The sequence below is a fragment of the Mannheimia pernigra genome (genome assembly GCF_013377995.1).
Classification (GTDB): domain Bacteria; phylum Pseudomonadota; class Gammaproteobacteria; order Enterobacterales; family Pasteurellaceae; genus Mannheimia; species Mannheimia pernigra.
Genome location: NZ_CP055305.1, coordinates 646,331 through 668,497, shown reverse-complemented (window position 1 = coordinate 668,497; position 22,167 = coordinate 646,331). Strand labels below are relative to the sequence as shown.

General features: G+C 41.5%; 8 protein-coding genes, 5 tRNA genes and 3 rRNA genes. 5 read left to right on the top strand and 11 right to left on the bottom strand.

Annotation, left to right across the window (positions count from 1 at the left end; genetic code table 11):
- Positions 1-5: 5 nt before the first annotated feature.
- Both HV560_RS03285 and lpxH read left to right on the top strand, forming a co-directional pair.
- On the top strand, positions 6-527 hold the full coding sequence (locus tag HV560_RS03285; RefSeq protein WP_176812137.1) for a DUF1523 family protein: 522 nt from the start codon (positions 6-8) through the stop codon (positions 525-527).
- A 75-nt stretch (positions 528-602) separates the two neighbouring features.
- Positions 603-1,304, top strand: a complete 702-nt coding sequence (gene lpxH, locus HV560_RS03280; protein WP_176807661.1) for a UDP-2,3-diacylglucosamine diphosphatase — start codon at positions 603-605, stop codon at positions 1,302-1,304.
- 179 nt (positions 1,305-1,483) lie between these two features.
- Here lpxH and rrf read toward each other — a convergent pair.
- The 8 genes from rrf to HV560_RS03240 all read right to left on the bottom strand — a co-directional run bounded on the left by rrf (position 1,484) and on the right by HV560_RS03240 (position 7,312).
- Positions 1,484-1,599: ribosomal RNA gene (gene rrf, locus HV560_RS03275) — 5S ribosomal RNA — on the bottom strand.
- Positions 1,600-1,725: 126 nt separating this feature from the next.
- Positions 1,726-4,626, bottom strand: a 23S ribosomal RNA gene (locus tag HV560_RS03270).
- A gap of 321 nt (positions 4,627-4,947) precedes the next feature.
- Positions 4,948-5,023 (bottom strand) — tRNA-Ala (locus HV560_RS03265).
- A 79-nt stretch (positions 5,024-5,102) separates the two neighbouring features.
- Positions 5,103-5,179 (bottom strand) — tRNA-Ile (locus HV560_RS03260).
- Positions 5,180-5,285: 106 nt separating this feature from the next.
- Positions 5,286-6,826, bottom strand: a 16S ribosomal RNA gene (locus HV560_RS03255).
- The 16S, 23S and 5S rRNA genes sit together here with 5 tRNA genes alongside, the layout of an rRNA operon.
- Before the next feature lie 201 nt (positions 6,827-7,027).
- A tRNA-Pro gene (locus tag HV560_RS03250) sits at positions 7,028-7,104 on the bottom strand.
- A 27-nt stretch (positions 7,105-7,131) separates the two neighbouring features.
- Positions 7,132-7,207 (bottom strand) — tRNA-His (locus tag HV560_RS03245).
- 28 nt (positions 7,208-7,235) lie between these two features.
- A tRNA-Arg gene (locus HV560_RS03240) sits at positions 7,236-7,312 on the bottom strand.
- A 389-nt stretch (positions 7,313-7,701) separates the two neighbouring features.
- On the opposite strand from HV560_RS03240, the gene glnA reads away from it, so the two are divergent.
- Positions 7,702-9,123, top strand: coding sequence for a type I glutamate--ammonia ligase (gene glnA, locus HV560_RS03235; protein WP_159628951.1), 1,422 nt, complete (start codon positions 7,702-7,704; stop codon positions 9,121-9,123).
- A 105-nt stretch (positions 9,124-9,228) separates the two neighbouring features.
- Here the strand turns inward: glnA and wecA are convergent, their stop codons facing one another.
- Positions 9,229-10,311 carry a UDP-N-acetylglucosamine--undecaprenyl-phosphate N-acetylglucosaminephosphotransferase gene (gene wecA, locus HV560_RS03230; protein WP_176812136.1) on the bottom strand — a complete coding sequence of 361 codons (1,083 nt, stop codon included), beginning with the start codon at positions 10,309-10,311 and terminating at the stop codon, positions 9,229-9,231.
- A gap of 141 nt (positions 10,312-10,452) precedes the next feature.
- On the opposite strand from wecA, the gene hemL reads away from it, so the two are divergent.
- Together hemL and HV560_RS03220 are read left to right on the top strand one after the other, a co-directional pair.
- Complete coding sequence (gene hemL / locus HV560_RS03225) at positions 10,453-11,733, top strand: glutamate-1-semialdehyde 2,1-aminomutase (protein WP_176812135.1); 1,281 nt, start codon at positions 10,453-10,455, stop codon at positions 11,731-11,733.
- Positions 11,734-11,970: 237 nt separating this feature from the next.
- Complete coding sequence (locus tag HV560_RS03220) at positions 11,971-13,554, top strand: DUF6119 family protein (protein ID WP_176812134.1); 1,584 nt, start codon at positions 11,971-11,973, stop codon at positions 13,552-13,554.
- Positions 13,555-13,611: 57 nt separating this feature from the next.
- Here the strand turns inward: HV560_RS03220 and rpoC are convergent, their stop codons facing one another.
- Positions 13,612-17,895, bottom strand: a complete 4,284-nt coding sequence (rpoC, locus tag HV560_RS03215) for a DNA-directed RNA polymerase subunit beta' (RefSeq protein ID WP_176812824.1) — start codon at positions 17,893-17,895, stop codon at positions 13,612-13,614.
- Positions 17,896-18,069: 174 nt separating this feature from the next.
- Positions 18,070-22,095: a DNA-directed RNA polymerase subunit beta gene (gene rpoB / locus HV560_RS03210; protein WP_176812133.1), complete on the bottom strand. Its 4,026-nt coding sequence runs from the start codon at positions 22,093-22,095 to the stop codon at positions 18,070-18,072.
- Positions 22,096-22,167: the final 72 nt, after the last annotated feature.

Below are 22,167 nucleotides of genomic sequence, written 5' to 3'. Positions count from 1 at the left end.
AAAATATGAGAACAATACTTAAATATTTTCTATTTTTAGTCTCCCTTGCCCTTTTTATTGTGCTAGGCGGCGCAATCAATTACGCAATGCCAAGCTACGAAGAAACATTAGTAACAGGAATGGAAGTCCGCCGTATGGATAAAGACGGTATAATTAGCAAGTCTAATCCTGCTGATGGTCAAATACGTGATGTTTATTTCCTATTTACTGAAGATCCTAACACCAAAAAAGTAATGGTATATCGTAACGAAGATACTGGTTGGAGTTTACCACCTTACTTCAAATTTGATTCCGCCGATATTCAAGCAAAAGCACAAGCTTATGCTAACGAAAAACAACGGGTTCAAATTAAATATTACGGCTGGCGTATTAACTGGCTAAATGAGTTCAGAAATATTGTGTCTATTAAACCACTACCCGAAGCGGAAACTATAAGCAAACCAATTATGAGCTATGTACTCTATGCGGTATTAGCTTTCTTATTCTTCCTCTCCGTGCAATTTATTCGAGGCATCTTCAAAGATTAATGCTAATTAAACCTTTGACAAACGGTTCGATTTTGTAAAAAATTGAACCGTTTTCTTTTTATCACCAATATCAAAATGACATACTATTTTATTGCAGATCTCCACTTAAACGAAAATCAACCTGAAATAACCAGACTTTTTTTGCAATTTATGCAAGAAAAAGCACCGCTTGCACAAGCAGTTTATATATTAGGCGATCTATTTGATTTCTGGATTGGCGATGATGAAGAGTCTGAACTTATTTCAAACGTGAAAAATGCAATAAAAACCCTTACTACAAGCGGTACAAAATGCTATTTTATTTGCGGAAACCGTGATTTCTTAATTGGTAAACGTTTTAGTCAGCAAACAGGAATGGCTCTTTTGCCTGATTATCATATTATTAATTTATTTGGCACGCCCACATTACTTTGTCACGGCGACACACTTTGTACTGATGATAAGAAATATCAACAATTCCGTAAAAAAGTCCATCAAAAATGGCGACAAGCTATCTTTTTGATGTTTCCACTTTCTTGGCGAATTCGGATTGCGGAGAAAATTCGTGCCAAAAGTAAGCAAGAAAAGCGTGGTAAATCTGCCGAAATTATGGACGTAAACACTGAATTTACGGCTCAAATTGTAACAAAATTTAAAGTAGAACAACTTATACACGGACATACACATCGCCAAGCGATCCATAATCACAATCATTTTACCCGTATTGTATTAGGAGATTGGAAAGCCGATTATGCGTCTATTTTAGAAGTTAAAAAACAAGGAACTCGGTTTATATAATTTGTCTGCTATTTCAATCTCACACACCCAGACCGCAAGTATTCTACAAGTACAAGCGGTCATTTTAGTTATATTTTTTGCAATTTTCGCTTTTTGGCTTTTTAAAAATAAAAAAAAGCAAAAACCTCAAGCCTATCACTAAGCTTGAGGTTTTTGCTTTGTTTGAGATTTAAAATAAGCCCCGACGATGCCCTACTCTCACATGGCGAATCACCACACTACCATCGGCGTCACTGCGTTTTACTTCTGAGTTCGGTATGGAATCAGGTAGAACCACAGCACTATTGTCGTCGGGAAAATCTTGTTGATTTTCTGTCTTCTCTTTTGTCTTTTCGTTCTCTAATCTAAAAACAAGCTGTCAACTTAAGTATTCTTCTTCGTTTATCTCGCTTCCGTGTCCTCAAAAACACTTGAGCGTTGTATAGTTAAGCCTCTCGGGCAATTAGTACACATTAGCTCAACGTATCGCTACGCTTACACATTGTGCCTATCTACGTCGTAGTCTCCAACAACCCTTACAGTCTTATAGACTGGGAGAACTCATCTCTTGGCAAGTTTCGTGCTTAGATGCTTTCAGCACTTATCTCTTCCGCACGTAGCTACTCGGCAATGCGTCTGGCGACACAACCGAAACACCAGCGGTGCGTCCACTCCGGTCCTCTCGTACTAGGAGCAGCCCCAACCAATTCTCCAACGCCCACGGCAGATAGGGACCGAACTGTCTCACGACGTTCTAAACCCAGCTCGCGTACCACTTTAAATGGCGAACAGCCATACCCTTGGGACCTACTTCAGCCCCAGGATGTGATGAGCCGACATCGAGGTGCCAAACACCGCCGTCGATATGAACTCTTGGGCGGTATCAGCCTGTTATCCCCGGAGTACCTTTTATCCGTTGAGCGATGGCCCTTCCATTCAGAACCACCGGATCACTATGACCTGCTTTCGCACCTGCTCGACTTGTCTGTCTCGCAGTTAAGCTTGCTTCTACCATTGCACTAACCTGACGATGTCCGACCGTCATTAGCAAACCTTCGTGCTCCTCCGTTACTCTTTGGGAGGAGACCGCCCCAGTCAAACTACCCACCAGACACTGTCCGAGTACTCGTTCCGAGTACTTCGTTAGAACATCAAACGTTAAAGGGTGGTATTTCAAGGACGCCTCCAACAACACTAGCGTGTCATCTTCAAAGGCTCCCACCTATCCTACACATCAAAATTCAATGTTCAGTGTCAAGCTATAGTAAAGGTTCACGGGGTCTTTCCGTCTAGCCGCGGGTACACCGCATCTTCACGGCGATTTCAATTTCACTGAGTCTCGGGTGGAGACAGCCTGGCCATCATTATGCCATTCGTGCAGGTCGGAACTTACCCGACAAGGAATTTCGCTACCTTAGGACCGTTATAGTTACGGCCGCCGTTTACTGGGGCTTCGATCAGGAGCTTCTCTTTCGATAACACCATCAATTAACCTTCCAGCACCGGGCAGGCATCACACCCTATACGTCCACTTTCGTGTTTGCAGAGTGCTGTGTTTTTAATAAACAGTTGCAGCCAGCTGGTATCTTCGACCGGTTCAACCTTCATCCGCGAGGGATTACAATCTACGCCGGCGCACCTTCTCCCGAAGTTACGGTGCTATTTTGCCTAGTTCCTTCACCCGAGTTCTCTCAAGCGCCTGAGTATTCTCTACCTGACCACCTGTGTCGGTTTATAGTACGGTTTAGTGTAATCTGACGCTTAGTGGCTTTTCCTGGAAGCGTGGTATCGGTTACTTCAACTCCGTAGAGTCTCGTCATCACTTCTCGTTGTTAATAGAAGACCGGATTTGCCTAATCTTCCCAACTACCTGCTTAAACAGGGTAATCCAACACCCTGATAACCTAACCTTCTCCGTCCCCACATCGCAATTACACCAAGTACGGGAATATTAACCCGTTTCCCATCGACTACGCTTTTCAGCCTCGCCTTAGGGGCCGACTCACCCTGCCCCGATTAACGTTGGACAGGAACCCTTGGTCTTCCGGCGAACGAGTTTTTCACTCGTTTTATCGTTACTTATGTCAGCATTCGCACTTCTGATACGTCCAGCAAGCCTCTCGACTCACCTTCTTCCGCTTACAGAACGCTCCCCTACCCAACAATGTTTCCATTGATGCCGCAGCTTCGGTGACTAGTTTTAGCCCCGTTACATCTTCCGCGCAGGCCGACTCGACTAGTGAGCTATTACGCTTTCTTTAAATGATGGCTGCTTCTAAGCCAACATCCTAGCTGTCTAAGCCTTCCCACTTCGTTTCCCACTTAACTAGTACTTGGGGACCTTAGCTGGCGGTCTGGGTTGTTTCCCTCTCCACGATGAACGTTAGCACCCACCGTGTGTCTCCTATGCATTACTCTTCGGTATTCGCAGTTTGCATCGGGTTGGTAATCCGGGATGGACCCCTAGCCGAAACAGTGCTCTACCCCCGAAGGTATTCACATAAGGCTCTACCTAAATAGATTTCGGGGAGAACCAGCTATCTCCCGGTTTGATTGGCCTTTCACCCCCAGCCACAAGTCATCCGCTAATTTTTCAACATTAGTCGGTTCGGTCCTCCAGTTAGTGTTACCCAACCTTCAACCTGCCCATGGCTAGATCACCGGGTTTCGGGTCTATACCTTGCAACTATACGCCCAGTTAAGACTCGGTTTCCCTACGGCTCCCTTATTCAGTTAACCTTGCTACAAAATATAAGTCGCTGACCCATTATACAAAAGGTACGCAGTCACAGAATAAATCTGCTCCCACTGCTTGTACGCACAAGGTTTCAGGTTCTATTTCACTCCCCTCGCCGGGGTTCTTTTCGCCTTTCCTTCACAGTACTGGTTCACTATCGGTCAATCAGGAGTATTTAGCCTTGGAGGATGGTCCCCCCATCTTCAAACAGGATATCACGTGTCCCGCCCTACTTGTTGTGAGCTTAGTACCACGGAAATATTTTCGAGTACGGGATTATCACCCTCTATGATTGAGCTTCCCAGCTCATTCCTCTAATAAATCCGCTATTACTCACTGGCTCTTTCGCGTTCGCTCGCCGCTACTAACGAAATCTCGGTTGATTTCTTTTCCTCGGGGTACTTAGATGTTTCAGTTCTCCCGGTTTGCTTCACTTGCCTATGTATTCAGCAAGTGATAGTAGATTCTTCATCTACTGGGTTTCCCCATTCGGACATCTTGGATTAAACGCCTCTTATCGACTCATCCAAGCTTTTCGCAGATTAGCACGTCCTTCATCGCCTCTGATTGCCAAGGCATCCACCTTGTGCGCTTAGTCACTTAACTATACAACCTCAAATGTTTTTGTTTTTGTATTTCAATTCAATCAAAGGAAAGAAAAAACAACATAACAACACATTTAAAGTCTGTTTTAAACTAAACACTTAGCTGCTTTTGTTCAGCTAAGATTTTATTACATACTCAGACTTTCTTTCGAAAATCTCTCAGTTTTTCAGCTTGTTTCTAAATTTTTAAAGAACAACGATGATAATGTCTTTCGACTCTCATCATACCTAAATTAACAAGCGGTCTCTTTTTTATTGAATATTGCAAATCTTTGCTCAAATTCAACCGCTTGCTACCTTAGGTATGACGACTCACGATGCTTGGTGGAGATAAGCGGGATCGAACCGCTGACCTCCTGCGTGCAAGGCAGGCGCTCTCCCAGCTGAGCTATATCCCCAGACATCATTGACTTACCACTTCCTTTTAGTTTTCACTCACATTCTGTGCTTTCGCTTTCGCTTACTCACGTCATTGAGTGGTGGGTCTGAGTGGACTTGAACCACCGACCTCACCCTTATCAGGGGTGCGCTCTAACCACCTGAGCTACAGACCCAAAAGGATGTTTCTGTTTATTCTACTTTCTATCAAACAATCTGTGTGAACACTTGCTGTCGTCGCGACGCTAAACTCTCGCCTAGCCTCGCACTTGATTTTTTTGGTAAGGAGGTGATCCAACCGCAGGTTCCCCTACGGTTACCTTGTTACGACTTCACCCCAGTCATGAATCATACCGTGGTAAACGCCCCCCCGAAGGTTAAGCTATCTACTTCTGGTACAACCCACTCCCATGGTGTGACGGGCGGTGTGTACAAGGCCCGGGAACGTATTCACCGCAACATTCTGATTTGCGATTACTAGCGATTCCGACTTCATGGAGTCGAGTTGCAGACTCCAATCCGGACTTAGACGTACTTTGTGAGATTCGCTCACCATCGCTGGCTCGCCGCCCTCTGTATACGCCATTGTAGCACGTGTGTAGCCCTACTCGTAAGGGCCATGATGACTTGACGTCATCCCCACCTTCCTCCGGTTTATCACCGGCAGTCTCCTTTGAGTTCCCACCATAACGTGCTGGCAACAAAGGATAAGGGTTGCGCTCGTTGCGGGACTTAACCCAACATTTCACAACACGAGCTGACGACAGCCATGCAGCACCTGTCTCAGAGCTCCCGAAGGCACTCCCATATCTCTACAGGATTCTCTGGATGTCAAGAGTAGGTAAGGTTCTTCGCGTTGCATCGAATTAAACCACATGCTCCACCGCTTGTGCGGGCCCCCGTCAATTCATTTGAGTTTTAACCTTGCGGCCGTACTCCCCAGGCGGTCGATTTATCACGTTAGCTACGGGCACCAAGCTTAAAGCCCAATCCCCAAATCGACAGCGTTTACAGCGTGGACTACCAGGGTATCTAATCCTGTTTGCTCCCCACGCTTTCGCACATGAGCGTCAGTACATTCCCAAGGGGCTGCCTTCGCCTTCGGTATTCCTCCACATCTCTACGCATTTCACCGCTACACGTGGAATTCTACCCCTCCCTAAAGTACTCTAGACCCCCAGTCTGAAATGCAATTCCCAGGTTAAGCCCGGGGCTTTCACATCTCACTTAAAAGTCCGCCTGCGTGCCCTTTACGCCCAGTTATTCCGATTAACGCTTGCACCCCCCGTATTACCGCGGCTGCTGGCACGGAGTTAGCCGGTGCTTCTTCTGTCGTTAACGTCAATCGCCGATTCTATTAAAATCAACGCCTTCCTCGCGACCGAAAGAACTTTACAACCCGAAGGCCTTCTTCATTCACGCGGCATGGCTGCATCAGGGTTCCCCCCATTGTGCAATATTCCCCACTGCTGCCTCCCGTAGGAGTCTGGACCGTGTCTCAGTTCCAGTGTGGCTGGTCATCCTCTCAGACCAGCTAGAGATCGACGGCTTGGTGAGCCATTACCTCACCAACTACCTAATCTCACTTGGGCTCATCTTATGGCAGGTGGCCCGAAAGTCCCACCCTTTCCTCCTTAGAGATTACGCGGTATTAGCGACCGTTTCCAGTCGTTATCCCCCTCCATAAGCCAGATTCCCAAGCATTACTCACCCGTCCGCCACTCGTCAGCATTAGTACAAGTACTAACCTGCTACCGTTCGACTTGCATGTGTTAAGCCTGCCGCCAGCGTTCAATCTGAGCCATGATCAAACTCTTCAATTCAAAAAGTTCAATCGCTCAATAAACTGCTTAGCTAAAGTTCACTTCAACTTCTAAACTTAACTTAAGTCAAGAAATCAAAAATAATGAATTTCTAGTTATAAGCACCTATTAAGACTTCAAGTTTTAAAATATTTTTTTAAATCAAGTCTATCAACAAGTGCCCACACAGATTGTCTGATAAATTGTTAAAGAACAAAAAATTGGTCGGCGAGATAGGATTTGAACCTACGACCCACTGGTCCCAAACCAGTTGCGCTACCAAGCTGCGCTACTCGCCGTCAGTTACTCAAAGAGTATTAATTAAATGGGGTGGCTAATGGGATTCGAACCCACGACAACTGGAATCACAATCCAGGGCTCTACCAACTGAGCTATAGCCACCATTATGTTGATAGTACCACATTGACTCTGGCGCGCTCGACAAGATTCGAACTTGCGACCTTTGGCTCCGGAGGCCAACGCTCTATCCAACTGAGCTACGAACGCTTTGATTTCAGCTAATGCGTCGCAACGGAGGCGTATATTATAGACTTCCAACTGCCTTGTCTAGATTTTTTTTCAAAAAAACATAAAAAATCTATTGTTTGGATTTATTTTATTCAAAATGTTTATAAAATAGCAAAAATATCACTAAAAATAACCGCTTGTATTCTGCTTTTATTATACCTAATCGATAAGTGTAGCACTCATTTTACTTAGCTAAATAGTAATTTCATTACTCTAAAATTTAAAAAAGATTAACAGTTGGATTTTGACAACAATTTTCAATATTACTCAAACTTCTTTTGTGTAAACTCTATTAAAAATGCTATGATAGCCAAGTTTTTTCTTATGTATGATTCCCCTAATTTTTCTCGACAAGGACTTATTTTACTATGTCAAACGCAATCGATAACGTATCTAAGTTGATTCAAGATAATGATATCAAATTTGTCTTATTAAAATTTACTGATATTAAAGGTAAAGAACATGGTGTGTCGCTGCCAGTTAGTTTAGTTGCAAATGATCTTGAAGACTTTTTTGAGGAAGGTAAAATGTTCGACGGCTCATCCGTTGAAGGCTGGAAGGCAATTAATAAAGCCGATATGCTTTTAATCCCAATTGCTGAAACTGCTGTAGTTGATCCTTTCGCTCGTATTCCTACCCTCACTATCCGTTGTTCAATCTTTGAACCTAACACAATGCAGTCTTACGATCGTGACCCTCGTTCTATCGCAATTCGTGCCGAGAATTATTTAAAATCAACTGGTGTTGCCGATAACGTAATGTTCGGGCCTGAGCCAGAGTTTTTCTTATTCGATGATGTTCGTTTCAGCACTGAAATGAACAATGTTTCGTATAAAATTGATGATGTAGAGGCAGCTTGGAATACTAATCGTAAATTTGAAAATGGTAATAATGGTTATCGTCCGTTAAAAAAAGGCGGTTATTGTGCAGTTACCCCGATTGATTCCGCTCACGATATCCGTTCTGAAATGTGTTTGTTAATGGAAAAGATGGGCTTAGTGATTGAAGCTCACCACCATGAGGTTGCGACTGCAGGTCAAAATGAGATCGCAACACGCTTCAATAGCTTAACGTTAAAAGCAGATGAAACTCAAATCTATAAATACATTGTGCAAAACGTAGCTATTGAACACGGAAAAACCGCTTGCTTTATGCCAAAGCCAATCGCTGGCGATAATGGTTCTGGAATGCACTGTAATATGTCATTAAGCAAAAATGGTCAAAATGTCTTTATGGGTGATAAATATGCAGGTTTATCTGAAACTGCTCTTTATTATATTGGTGGTATCATAAAACATGCTAAAGCATTAAATGCTTTTACTAACCCAACCACAAACTCATATAAACGTTTAGTGCCAGGCTTTGAAGCTCCTGTATTGTTAGCCTATTCAGCAAGTAATCGCTCGGCATCAATTCGTATTCCAGCAGTCACTAGCCCGAAAGCTACCCGTGTGGAAGCTCGCTTCCCAGACCCAATGGCAAACCCTTATATTTGCTTTGCAGCGTTATTAATGGCTGGTCTTGATGGCGTAATTAATAAAATCCACCCAGGCGATGCAATGGATAAAAACTTATACGACTTGCCGCCAGAAGAGTTAAAAGATATCCCAACTGTTGCGTCTTCTTTAGATGATGCCCTTAATGCGTTAAGCAACGATTTTGAATTTTTAACACAAGGTGGCGTATTTAGCAAAGACTTCATTGACGCTTATATCGGTATTCGTCGTAAAGAAGTTGAGCGTGTAAACTCAATTCCACATCCTGTAGAGTTTGAACTTTATTACGCATAATTGATAAAAAATGGCTGAGAACTTCAAATCTCAGCCATTTATTCCACCGCGGCACTTTCCGCAAATCACCAATATTATAAGCCAGATAAACAATCGTTAGCCAACTCATTTACTGTTATTAAAGTTGCTTTGTTTACTTCGTTTTGCACGACGTTTTAAACGACGGACAAAACGGGTAATACGCCAAGCGTGGGTAACGGAATACACATATAAGAAGAATAAGCCGATAAACATCAGCATCATTACCCATTGGTTCCAGTAATAAATCTCACCTAATACACCAATACTTGAACAGAAACCCGCCCAAAGTACAATAACTAACAATGCTTGGCGAGAGCTCAAACCTGCCCGCATCATTAAATGATGTAAGTGCAAGCGGTCAGGTTTGAACGGACTTTTACCTTTTTTCAAACGACGAATAATAACCGCCACCATATCAATTAACGGCACAGCAATCAGCCATAAACCTGTAATCGGGCTAATCGGCGAGCCCTGACCTTGCGTACTTAATAGCAAAATCCAAATAATGGTAAAGCCAATCAGCATACTACCAGAGTCGCCCATAAACACTTTCCATTTTGTACCAAACAGGCTTAAATTAAACATTGCATAAGGCAATAAAACAAATATAAGGGCAAAACACCAATAGCCTAAAGCAGGCTCATCTTTAATAAACATCAATGTGCCAAGCCCAGCAAAACTAACGCTCGAGAGCCCTGCCAATAAGCCATCAATCCCATCTACCATATTAAAGGCATTAATCACGCCAATCGTGACGAAGATAGTAAACACAATGCCTAGCCAGCCTAACTCAATACTAAATGGAGCAATAATCTGACCTAAACTATTTAATGATAAGCCACTGTAAATCATCGCTCCAGCTAATCCAGCCTGAATACCTGCTCGTAGAAGTGGACTTATGTCAAATCTGTCATCTAGCACACCGATAATCAGCAAAATCGTCACCGCAGTGAGATAAAGCCCAGGTAGTCGCATATCTTGCCATTGCATAAAATAAAACGTGAGATTCCCAATAAATAAAGCGATGCCGCCAATTAATGGGATCAAACCTTGATGACGTTTGCGGAAATTAGGTTTATCTACCAAATTTACAAATTTCGCCACTGGACGCATTACGATTAAGGCTAGAAAAGAGACAATAAATACTGTTAAAAAAGTAAGCCACATAGTGGGATTACCTCAAAAAAATCAGTCCAAAATTAGGTAAGAAGCATAGCATAAGGCAACAAAGTCACAAAATTTTTTAGCGAAAATGGGGGCTTTTCAGTAAAATAGAGGCTAATTTTTTACAACTGAAAAGGAATTATTATGTCAATGTCAGAAAAACTGTTTGAACAAGCCCAAAAAGTGATTCCAGGCGGTGTAAACTCTCCTGTTCGAGCTTTCAAAGGGGTAGGGGGTACGCCTATTTTTATTAAGAAAGCAACAGGTGCGTATATTATCGACAGCGACGACAAGCAATATATTGACTACGTTGGCTCTTGGGGCCCGATGGTATTGGGGCATAACCACCCAGCGATTATTGATGCGGTATTAAAAGCAGTGCCAAATGGCTTGAGCTTTGGAGCCCCAACGTCTGCTGAAATCACCCTTGCAGAATTAGTCTGCAAATTAGTGCCATCTATTGAAATGGTGAGAATGGTAAGCTCTGGTACAGAAGCAACAATGTCTGCCATTCGCTTAGCTCGTGGCTACACAGGGCGAGATAAAATTATCAAATTTGAAGGTTGCTATCACGGGCATTCAGATTCACTATTAGTAAAAGCAGGTTCTGGAGCTTTAACACTTGGCCAGCCAAGTGGGCCAGGCGTGCCTGCGGATTTCGCTAAGCACACACTTACCTGCACTTACAACGATTTAGATTCAGTAAAAGCGGCGTTTGAACAATATCCAAATGACATAGCTTGCTTAATTGTTGAACCTGTTGCAGGCAATATGAACTGTATTCCTCCACAAGAGGGCTTTTTACAAGGCTTGCGTGAACTTTGCACGCAATACGGTGCAGTGTTTATTATTGATGAAGTGATGACTGGCTTTCGTGTCGCACTTGGTGGGGCTCAATCTTACTACGGCGTTACACCTGATTTAACTACGCTCGGCAAAATTATCGGCGGCGGTATGCCGGTGGGAGCATTCGGCGGTAAAAAAGAAATTATGGAACACATCGCCCCAACCGGTCCGGTTTACCAAGCAGGCACGCTTTCAGGCAACCCGATTGCAATGGCGGCTGGCTTGGCTTGCTTAACGGAATTATCGAAAGCAGGCAATGAAACCATTTTAGCGGAAAAAACCAAAACCCTCGCTGAAGGCTTTAAAGCCCTTGCCGATAAACATAATGTACCACTTACCGTGCAATACGTTGGCGGTATGTTCGGCTTATTCTTCACCGAACAAAAAGCAGTAACCAACTTCCAAGAAGTGATGAAATGCGATGCGGCTAAATTCAACCGTTTCTTCCACTTAATGTTAGAACAGGGCGTCTATTTAGCACCATCTGCATTTGAGGCAGGATTTATGTCGTTAGCACATAGTGATGAAGATATTGCTCGCACGTTGGAAGCGGCGGATAAGGCGTTTGGGGAGTTATAGTGAAGGTACAAGCGGTTGGATTTACTCGCTACGCTCGCTCCTTCGGAGCCGTTGGCAAAGCCAACGTTCAAACGCAAGCGTTTGTTGAGGGAAATTTGCAGATTTTTGAGGGAATTTAACCGCTTGTATTAAAGATACCATTTATCAGATGGTACAAGTGCTAATTCTTGTATTATCAGAAGCAAGTTAGGTTAGTAAATTTAGGTATATATACCTATATTTAAAGGATAGATTATTATGGCTAGAACTAAAACAAATCGTATAAATATCTTTAAATTAAGATCACATTTTACTCTCGATAATTTCTCTTCTATAAATGAATACGAAAAGATTTTCTCAGACGAAAAAAGTAGTTTATTTATACAAAAAAATAAAAGAAGCACTCCTGAATGGAGTAATTTTATAACACCGTTAGCACCTGGAATATCATTCGAGAATTATTCAAATAGTTTTATCTATCTAATAAACTATAAAAATAACCTTTATGCCCTTACTGGGGGATATGGGTTTAAGATTATTCAAGAGTATATTGAAGATGAATTTGGATTAGATGTTGCCTTGCGATTAATAGATAATTTATCTATTTCTTCTATCCATCAGTTTTCTATAAAGAGCCAAACAAGGCAAATACAAAGAAGTGTAGCGAATTATAACCCTAACTTCGACAATGAAAACTATAATAAAATATTAAAAAGTATATCAGGAAAAGGGGAATTCTCAGGAAAACACTTTGTAGTGCAAGGTAAATCCTCCATTGTTCTCCGCACAGAAAAAGATATTAGAAATATAGAGAAGGTGCTTGATGAAATTAATAAAATTCTAGGACAAGAAGAAAAAATTAAGATGCCAAAATCGTATAAACAAGTTAAAAATAAGGAATTAATACACAAGTTAAATTTAAATTGTTATAGGAAACTATATAAGTTCTATAAAAATATCAATAGCAGCCACTCTACCTTGTACTTAGACTTACCAGATCCATTCAAACGATTTGATTATTCTGAATATGAATTATCTATTAAAAATAATAAATTCGAAATAAAGGAGCTTGATATAGATGAAATCAAAGTCCGTATTCAAGAAAATTTTCAAATGAATCTATCTCTTAAAGAACTATTAAATATACATATTATGGGAATAACAACTGAGGGAGAAAAAGATTTTTATCACAATAACTCACTAGAAAGGCTTATTGTTTGCGAAGCTTCTTTAAATAATCAACATTACGTGAAATTAGATGGCAAATGGTTTAATATTTTAGATAATATCATTTCTTTTATAGATGATAAAATAAGAAATATTACCATTGAAAATGATTATCTACCAAAATGGAATGCTGATGACATAAAAAACAAAATTATTTCCATAGAAAAAAATGAGGATAGAAAAACTTATGCTGAACAGATATATAATGATGAGGTTTCTAAACAGAAAGGTTTCTTATTACTTGATCGAAATTTAATTAAGACTGATGAAAAGTCAAAAATTGAACTTGCCGACCTTTATGATCATAGTAAACATCGTTTTATTCACATTAAAAATGTCTGGGGAGCAAAATCCTCATACCTATTTTCACAAGCATATATAGCATCTACTTTATATGCAAACTCAAAAGAATTTAGAGAAAAATGTACAAGAGCCTTCACTATTTCAGAAGAAACAAAGAAAACTGTTGTAATTGCTATTGCAATAGAATCTAATAAAATTAGTGGTTTTCCTCTTAATATGAGTTCTTTCTCGAAGATAAGTTTATTTAATACTATAAATAATATAAGGAATGATGGATATGATGTTATTTTAACTCCAATAGAAATCATATAATAAACAAAAAGCCCCCAGATCATTCGTTCTGGGGGCTTTTTATCTATACGCTACGAATTACTCTTCCTCACCCGCATTTAACAACGCAGCTAAACTTTGGGTTGCGTCATCTGCAATAAATTCAAATTCGGCTTCGATGTCTGCGTCAGTAACAAATGAGTTTTCTTTTGCAGCTGGAGCTTCGTATTCAGGAGCTACTGCGATGCCTGCTTCAAGTTGTGCACGTTTTTTCACACGAGCTTGGTGGTAAGCAAAACCAGTACCTGCTGGGATTAAGCGACCAACAATTACGTTTTCTTTTAAGCCACGTAACTCATCTTGTTTACCTGCCACTGCTGCTTCGGTAAGCACACGAGTGGTTTCTTGGAACGATGCCGCAGAAATGAAGCTTTCCGTTGCAAGAGATGCTTTGGTAATACCAAGCAATTCACGTTCAAATTCAACAAGTGGTTTGCCTTCAGCTTCACGTTTGCGGTTAGCAATTTTCACACGAGCGACTTCAACTTGCTCTCCGTCTAGGAATTCAGAGTCGTAAGCATTCGTAATGGTTGCTTTACGCAACATTTGGCGAACGATAACTTCGATGTGTTTATCGTTAATTTTTACCCCTTGTAAGCGGTAAACTTCTTGTACTTCGTTTACAATATAGTCTGTTACTGCGTGTACGCCACGTAAGCGTAAGATATCGTGTGGAGTTTCTGCACCATCAGAGATTACATCACCACGTTGTACCATTTCGCCTTCGAATACGTTTAATTGACGCCATTTTGGAATCATTTCTTCAAACGCTTCGCCTTCAGCTGGGGTAATTACCAAGCGGCGTTTACCTTTGGTTTCTTTACCAAATGAGACGATACCTGAAATTTCCGCCAAGATCGCTGGATCTTTCGGTTTACGTGCTTCAAATAAGTCTGCAACACGTGGAAGACCACCAGTAATATCTTTCGTACCCACAGATTCTTGTGGAATACGAGCTAATGCTTCACCCACTGCGATTTCTGCACCGTCATCTAAGGTTACGATTGCTTTACCTGGTAAGAAGTATTGTGCTGGAACGTCTGTACCTGGAATTAAGATATCGTTACCGTTGCTATCAACTAAACGTAGTGCTGGACGTAAATCTTTACCTGCGGTTGCACGTTCACCCACATCTTGTACTACGATTGATGATAAACCAGTTAATTCGTCAGTTTGACGCGTTACGGTTAAGCCATCAACGATGTCGCTAAATTGGATACGACCTGATACCTCTGAGATAACTGGCATTGTATGCGGATCCCAGTTTGCTACTACTTCACCTGCATTTACTTCTGCACCATCATTTTTCGATAACACTGCACCGTAAGGCACCTTGTAGTTCTCTTTGGTACGACCAAAGGTGTCGATAACGGTTAATTCTGTGTTACGTGAAGTTAATACGATTTTGCCGTCTTTGTTAGTTACGAATTTCGCGTTGGTAAGCTTAATCGTACCTGCATTTTTCACTTGAATGCTAGATTCTTTCGCTGCCGCAGATGCCGCACCACCGATATGGAACGTACGCATCGTTAACTGTGTACCTGGTTCACCAATTGATTGTGCCGCAATAACACCTACTGCTTCACCTTGATTAATTAAGTGTCCGCGAGCTAAATCACGACCGTAACATTTTGCACACACACCGTAGTCTGTGTTACAGGTTACAACAGAACGTACTTTGATCACATCAACAGATTCACGATCAACCACATCACACCATTTTTCATCTAATAAGGTATTACGTGGAATTAATACTTCATCTGTACCTGGTTTTAACACATCTTCCGCTACCACACGACCTAATACACGATCACGCAGAGCTTCTTTTACATCACCACCCTCAATTAATGGGGTCATCACGATACCTTCGTGTGTACCACAGTCATCTTCGATGATCACTAAATCTTGTGCGACATCTACTAAACGGCGAGTTAAGTAACCTGAGTTCGCTGTTTTTAATGCTGTATCGGCAAGACCTTTACGTGCACCGTGGGTTGAAATAAAGTACTGTAAAACGTTTAAGCCTTCACGGAAGTTTGCCGTGATTGGGGTTTCAATAATTGAGCCGTCTGGACGTGCCATCAAGCCACGCATACCCGCTAACTGACGAATCTGTGCTGCAGAACCACGTGCACCGGAGTCTGCCATCATAAAGATACTGTTAAATGATGCTTGTTTTTCTTGATTACCTTCACGGTTAACCACTTCTTCCGTTGAGAGGTTTTCCATCATTGCTTTTGCAACGCGTTCGTTTGCTGCTGCCCAAATATCAATTACTTTGTTATAACGCTCGCCTGCAGTAACTAAACCGCCATTGAACTGTTCTTGAATTTCTGCAACCTCTGCTTCAGCCGCCTCAATGATGGAGTATTTTTGTTCTGGAATAACCATATCATCAATACCAACAGACACACCTGAACGAGCAGCGTAAGCGAAGCCCGTGTACATAATCTGGTCAGCTAAAACGACAGACTCTTTCAAGCCTAAACGGCGATAGCTCTCATTAATTAATTTTGAGATCGCTTTTTTACCTAAAGTTTGATTGAACAAGCTAAATGGCATACCTTTTGGTGCGATCATCCATAAAATTGCACGACCGATGGTAGTATCCACTAATGCAGTTTTAGCAACAAATTCGCCCGCTTCATTTTTCTCATATTCAGTCACACGCACTTTTACACGAGAGTGTAATTCTGCTTGACCAGTGCGGTATGCTTTTTCCGCTTCACGTGGGTCAAGGAAATACATTCCTTCACCTTTGCCGTTTACTTTCTCACGAGTCATATAGTAAAGACCGAGTACAACGTCCTGAGATGGAACGATGATCGGATCACCACTTGCAGGAGAAAGTACGTTATTGGTAGACATCATTAACGCACGAGCTTCTAACTGAGCTTCAAGGGTTAATGGAACGTGTACCGCCATTTGGTCACCATCGAAGTCCGCATTGAATGCTGCACAAACAAGTGGATGTAATTGGATCGCTTTACCTTCAATCAATAATGGCTCAAACGCTTGGATACCTAAACGGTGAAGCGTTGGTGCACGGTTAAGTAGGATTGGATGTTCACGGATAACTTCTGCAAGAATATCCCATACAATCGGCTCTTCACGCTCAACCATTTTCTTCGCTGCTTTAATAGTTGATGCAATGCCACGAGATTCTAATTTAGAGTAGATAAATGGGCGGAATAACTCCAATGCCATTTTCTTCGGTAAACCACATTGATGTAAGCGTAAATATGGACCTACGGTGATTACAGAACGGCCTGAATAATCCACACGTTTACCTAATAGGTTTTGACGGAAACGACCTTGTTTACCTTTTATCATATCCGCAAGTGATTTTAACGGACGTTTGTTAGAACCCGTAATTGCACGACCACGACGACCATTGTCTAATAACGCATCCACAGATTCTTGTAACATACGTTTTTCGTTACGTACGATAATGTCTGGTGCAACTAAGTCTAACAAGCGTTTTAAACGGTTGTTACGGTTAATTACACGGCGGTATAAATCGTTTAAATCAGAGGTTGCAAAGCGACCACCATCAAGCGGTACTAATGGACGTAAATCTGGCGGTAATACTGGAAGAACGGTCATTACCATCCATTCTGGCTTGTTACCCGATTGTAAGAATGCTTCCAAGGTTTTTAAACGCTTAGTAATTTTTTTACGTTTAGTTTCTGAATTGGTTTCTTGTAATTCTTCACGCAAAATTTCACATTGGTGTTCTAAATCTAAGTCACGAAGCAATGCCTGAATACCTTCTGCACCCATTTTCGCTTCAAACTCATCACCCCAACGCTCTTCAGCTTCCATAAACTGCTCTTCGGTTAATAGCTGATTTTTTTCTAAATCAGTCATTCCTGGCTCAGTTACTACATAGCTTTCAAAGTAAAGCACACGTTCAATATCACGCAATGGCATATCTAAAATTAAACCAATACGGGACGGCAGTGATTTTAAGAACCAAATGTGTGCAACTGGGCAAGCTAATTCAATATGCCCCATACGCTCACGACGTACTTTAGTTTGTGTCACTTCAACACCACATTTTTCACAGATTACACCGCGGTGTTTTAAACGTTTATATTTACCACACAGACACTCGTAGTCTTTTACTGGCCCGAAAATACGTGCACAAAATAAACCGTCGCGTTCTGGTTTGAAGGTGCGGTAGTTAATGGTTTCTGGTTTTTTCACTTCACCAAAAGACCAAGAACGGATCTTATCTGGTGATGCTAAGCCAATTTTAATCACATCGAAATCATCGTTTGATTTTGTTTGTGCTTTTAAAAACTTCACTAAGTCTTTCACTTTTTTGCCCCTAGGGTAGGTTTTTAAGTTCGCCTCGCTTAAAGCAAAGCGAGTAAATTTGTGTGCAAGCGGTCTAATTTGTAAAAAATTTTGCAAAATTGACCGCTTGGAGTTTGTCTCAAAATCATCTGTAATAGCATACCCACGCCATTACACATTTTGCGAATAACGAAACTACGCTTCGTCTAACTCCATATCAATCGCTAATGCACGGATCTCTTTGGTAATTACATTAAATGACTCAGGAATACCTGGCTCCATATAATGTGTGCCATCTACGATATTTTTGTACATCTTCGTACGACCGTTCACATCATCGGATTTCACTGTAAGCATTTCTTGAAGTGTGTAAGCCGCACCGTATGCTTCTAATGCCCAAACCTCCATCTCACCGAAACGCTGACCACCGAACTGAGCTTTACCACCCAACGGTTGCTGAGTAACTAGGCTATAAGAACCAGTTGAACGTGCGTGCATTTTGTCATCCACTAAGTGGTTTAATTTGAGCATATACATATAACCGACGGTTACTGGACGCTCAAATTTCTCCCCTGTGCGGCCATCATAAAGCGTGATTTGACCTGAAGTTGGTAATCCACCTAATTCTAATAAGCCTTTGATTTCAGTCTCAACAGCACCATCGAATACTGGGGTTGCAAGCGGTAAACCTTTACGTAAATTTTCAGCTAAACGCATCACTTCTTCATCAGAGAAAGTACTTAAATCAACAACCTGTGATCCGTGGCCTAAATCGTAGGCTTTTTGCATATACTCACGCAATTTTGCTACTTCTTGCTGTTGTTTGATCATTTTATCAATTTGATCACCAATACCACGAGCCGCTAAGCCTAAGTGGGTTTCTAAGATCTGACCGATATTCATACGAGACGGTACGCCTAGCGGGTTTAATACGATCTCAACTGGCTGACCGTTTTCGTCATATGGCATATCTTCAACAGGATTGATCTTCGAAATAACACCTTTGTTACCGTGACGACCTGCCATCTTATCACCTGGCTGAATTTGACGTTTCACCGCAAGATAAACTTTAACTACTTTTAACACGCCTGGTGCTAAATCATCGCCTTGAATGATCTTGTTACGTTTAATTTCAAGTTTGCGTTCAAATTCTTTGCGTAACTCTTCGTACTGTTCTGCTAACTGCTCTAATTGATTTTGTTTCGCTTCGTTTTCAAGAGTTTGCTCTAACCATTTTTCACGGGCAACGCCATCTAATGAAGACTCTTTCACACCACATTCAATTAAAAGGCTACGAACACGAGTGAATAAACCAGCTTCTAAGATTTCTAGCTCTTCCGCGAGGTCTTTCTTCGCTTCACGAAGTTGCATTTCTTCGATTTCTTTCGCACGTTTATCTTTCTCTACGCCATCACGGGTAAATACCTGAACATCAATAACCGTACCTGAAGTACCGTTTGGCACACGAAGAGATGAATCTTTAACATCAGAGGCTTTTTCACCAAAGATTGCACGCAATAATTTCTCTTCTGGTGTTAATTGAGTTTCACCTTTAGGGGTGACTTTACCAACTAAGATATCGCCACCTTTTACCTCAGCACCAATATAAACAATACCTGATTCATCTAATTTGCTTAATGCAGATTCACCTACATTTGGAATATCCGCCGTGATCTCTTCTGCCCCTAATTTGGTATCACGAGCGACACAAGATAACTCTTGAATGTGAATTGTGGTGAAACGATCTTCTTGAACAACACGTTCAGACACTAACATTGAGTCTTCAAAGTTATAACCGTTCCAAGGCATAAATGCCACTCGGATATTTTGACCTAACGCTAATTCACCCAAGTCTGTTGAAGGACCATCTGCTAAGATTTCACCACGTGCCACTGGCTCGCCTAGGTTCACACAAGGTACTTGGTTAATACAAGTATTTTGGTTAGAACGGGTATATTTGATTAAGTTATAAATATCAATACCTGCTTCGCCTGAAACAGTTTCATCTTCATTTACTCTAACCACGATACGAGAAGCATCAACATACTGAACCACACCACCACGTTTTGCAACAATAGCTACACCAGAGTCAAGTGCAATTGGTTTTTCCATACCCGTACCAACTAATGGCTTATCGGCACGTAATGTTGGCACTGCTTGACGTTGCATATTCGCACCCATTAATGCACGGTTCGCATCATCGTGTTCTAAGAATGGAATTAGTGCAGCTGCAACAGATACGACTTGCTGTGTTGAAATATCCATATATTGCACTTCCTCAGGCTTGAATAAACCTGATTCACCTTGCTGACGACAAGTTACATAAGTGTCAGTAAAGTAGAAGTTCTCATCTAAATCTGAGTTCGCCTGTGCGATAACATTGTTGCTTTCTTCGATCGCTGATAAATATTCAATCTCTTCTGTTACTTGACCATTTACTACTTTACGGAATGGCGTTTCTAAGAAACCGTAATTGTTGGTACGTGCATAAACAGAAAGCGAGTTAATTAAACCGATATTTGGACCTTCAGGGGTTTCAATCGGACATAAACGCCCATAGTGAGTTGGGTGTACGTCACGCACCTCAAAGCCTGCACGTTCACGCGTTAAACCACCTGGGCCTAATGCAGAAATACGGCGTTTGTGCGTTACTTCTGAAAGCGGGTTATTTTGATCCATAAATTGCGAAAGTTGTGAAGAACCAAAGAATTCTTTCACTGCCGCAGAAATTGGTTTCGCATTAATTAAATCTTGTGGTGTTACGCCATCTAAATCGCCTAACGATAAACGCTCACGCACCGCACGCTCAACACGCACTAAACCAATACGGAATTGGTTTTCTGCCATCTCACCTACGCTACGAATACGGCGGTTACCTAAGTGATCGATATCATCTACTTCACCACGACCGTTACGGATTTCAATTAATTTTTTCATTACACCGATGATGTCATCGTTGCTTAAAATGCCTGTACCCACGCCCTCTGCAATTTCTAAAGAGCGATTAAATTTCATACGTCCTACAGCAGATAAATCATAACGCTCTGCTGAGAAGAACATATTGTCAAATAACGCCTCTGCTGCCTCTTTTGTTGGTGGCTCACCTGGACGCATCATTCGATAAATTTCAACTAATGCACTTAAACGGTCATAGGTTGGATCAACACGTAAAGTTTCAGAAATGTATGGGCCGTGATCTAAATCATTGGTAAATAATACGTCAATCTCTTTGTAGCCTGCCGCTGAAAGGTTCGCAAGCATCTCCATTGACATTTCCATATTCGCAGGGCAAATCAACTCACCTGATGATAAATCAACGTAATCTTGGGCTGCTACTTTACCTACGATATATTCCACAGGCACTTCAATTTGACTAACGTTGTCTTTCTCTAATGCACGAATATGGCGAGCAGTAATACGACGCCCCATTTCAATATATACTTTGCCATTTGCTGAAATATCAAATGTTGCCGTTTCGCCTCTTAAACGCTCAGGCACTAACGTCATTAATAATTTATTATCGGCAATTGTAAATTTAGTTTTCTCAAAGAATAAATTTAAGATTTCTTCGGTGGTGTAGCCTAATGCACGTAAAATGATAGTTGCTGGCAATTTACGGCGGCGGTCAATACGAGCAAATAAGTTATCTTTCGGATCGAACTCAAAATCTAACCAAGAACCACGATAAGGAATAATACGTGCGTTATAAAGCACTTTACCTGAAGAATGGGTTTTACCTTTGTCAGAATCGAAGAATACGCCTGGGCTACGGTGTAATTGTGAAACGATAACACGCTCAGTACCGTTGATTACAAAAGTACCGTTATCGGTCATTAATGGGATTTCGCCCATATACACGTTTTGCTCTTTAATATCTTTGATTGTACCAGCCGCAGCTTCACGATCGTAAGACACTAAACGCAATTTCACGCGTAATGGTGCAGCATAGGTTGTACCACGAATTTGACATTCACGCACATCAAACACTGGCTCGCCTAATTCATAAGAAACGTATTGTAATTCAGTTGCACCGTTGTTGCTCACAATCGGGAAAACTGAACGGAATGCCGCTTCTAAACCTTGTTGCCCTTCAGGATCTTTTTCGATAAATTTTGCAAAAGAATCAAGCTGAATTGTTAATAGATAAGGTACATTCAGAACTTGTGGACGCTTACCAAAGCTCTTACGAATACGCTTTTTCTCGGAATATGAATATGCCATTTTTTAAGATAGCCTCTGAAATATATTTTGGTTGAGATTACACAATCCGACACGAAAGACTCGGTTGGAAGT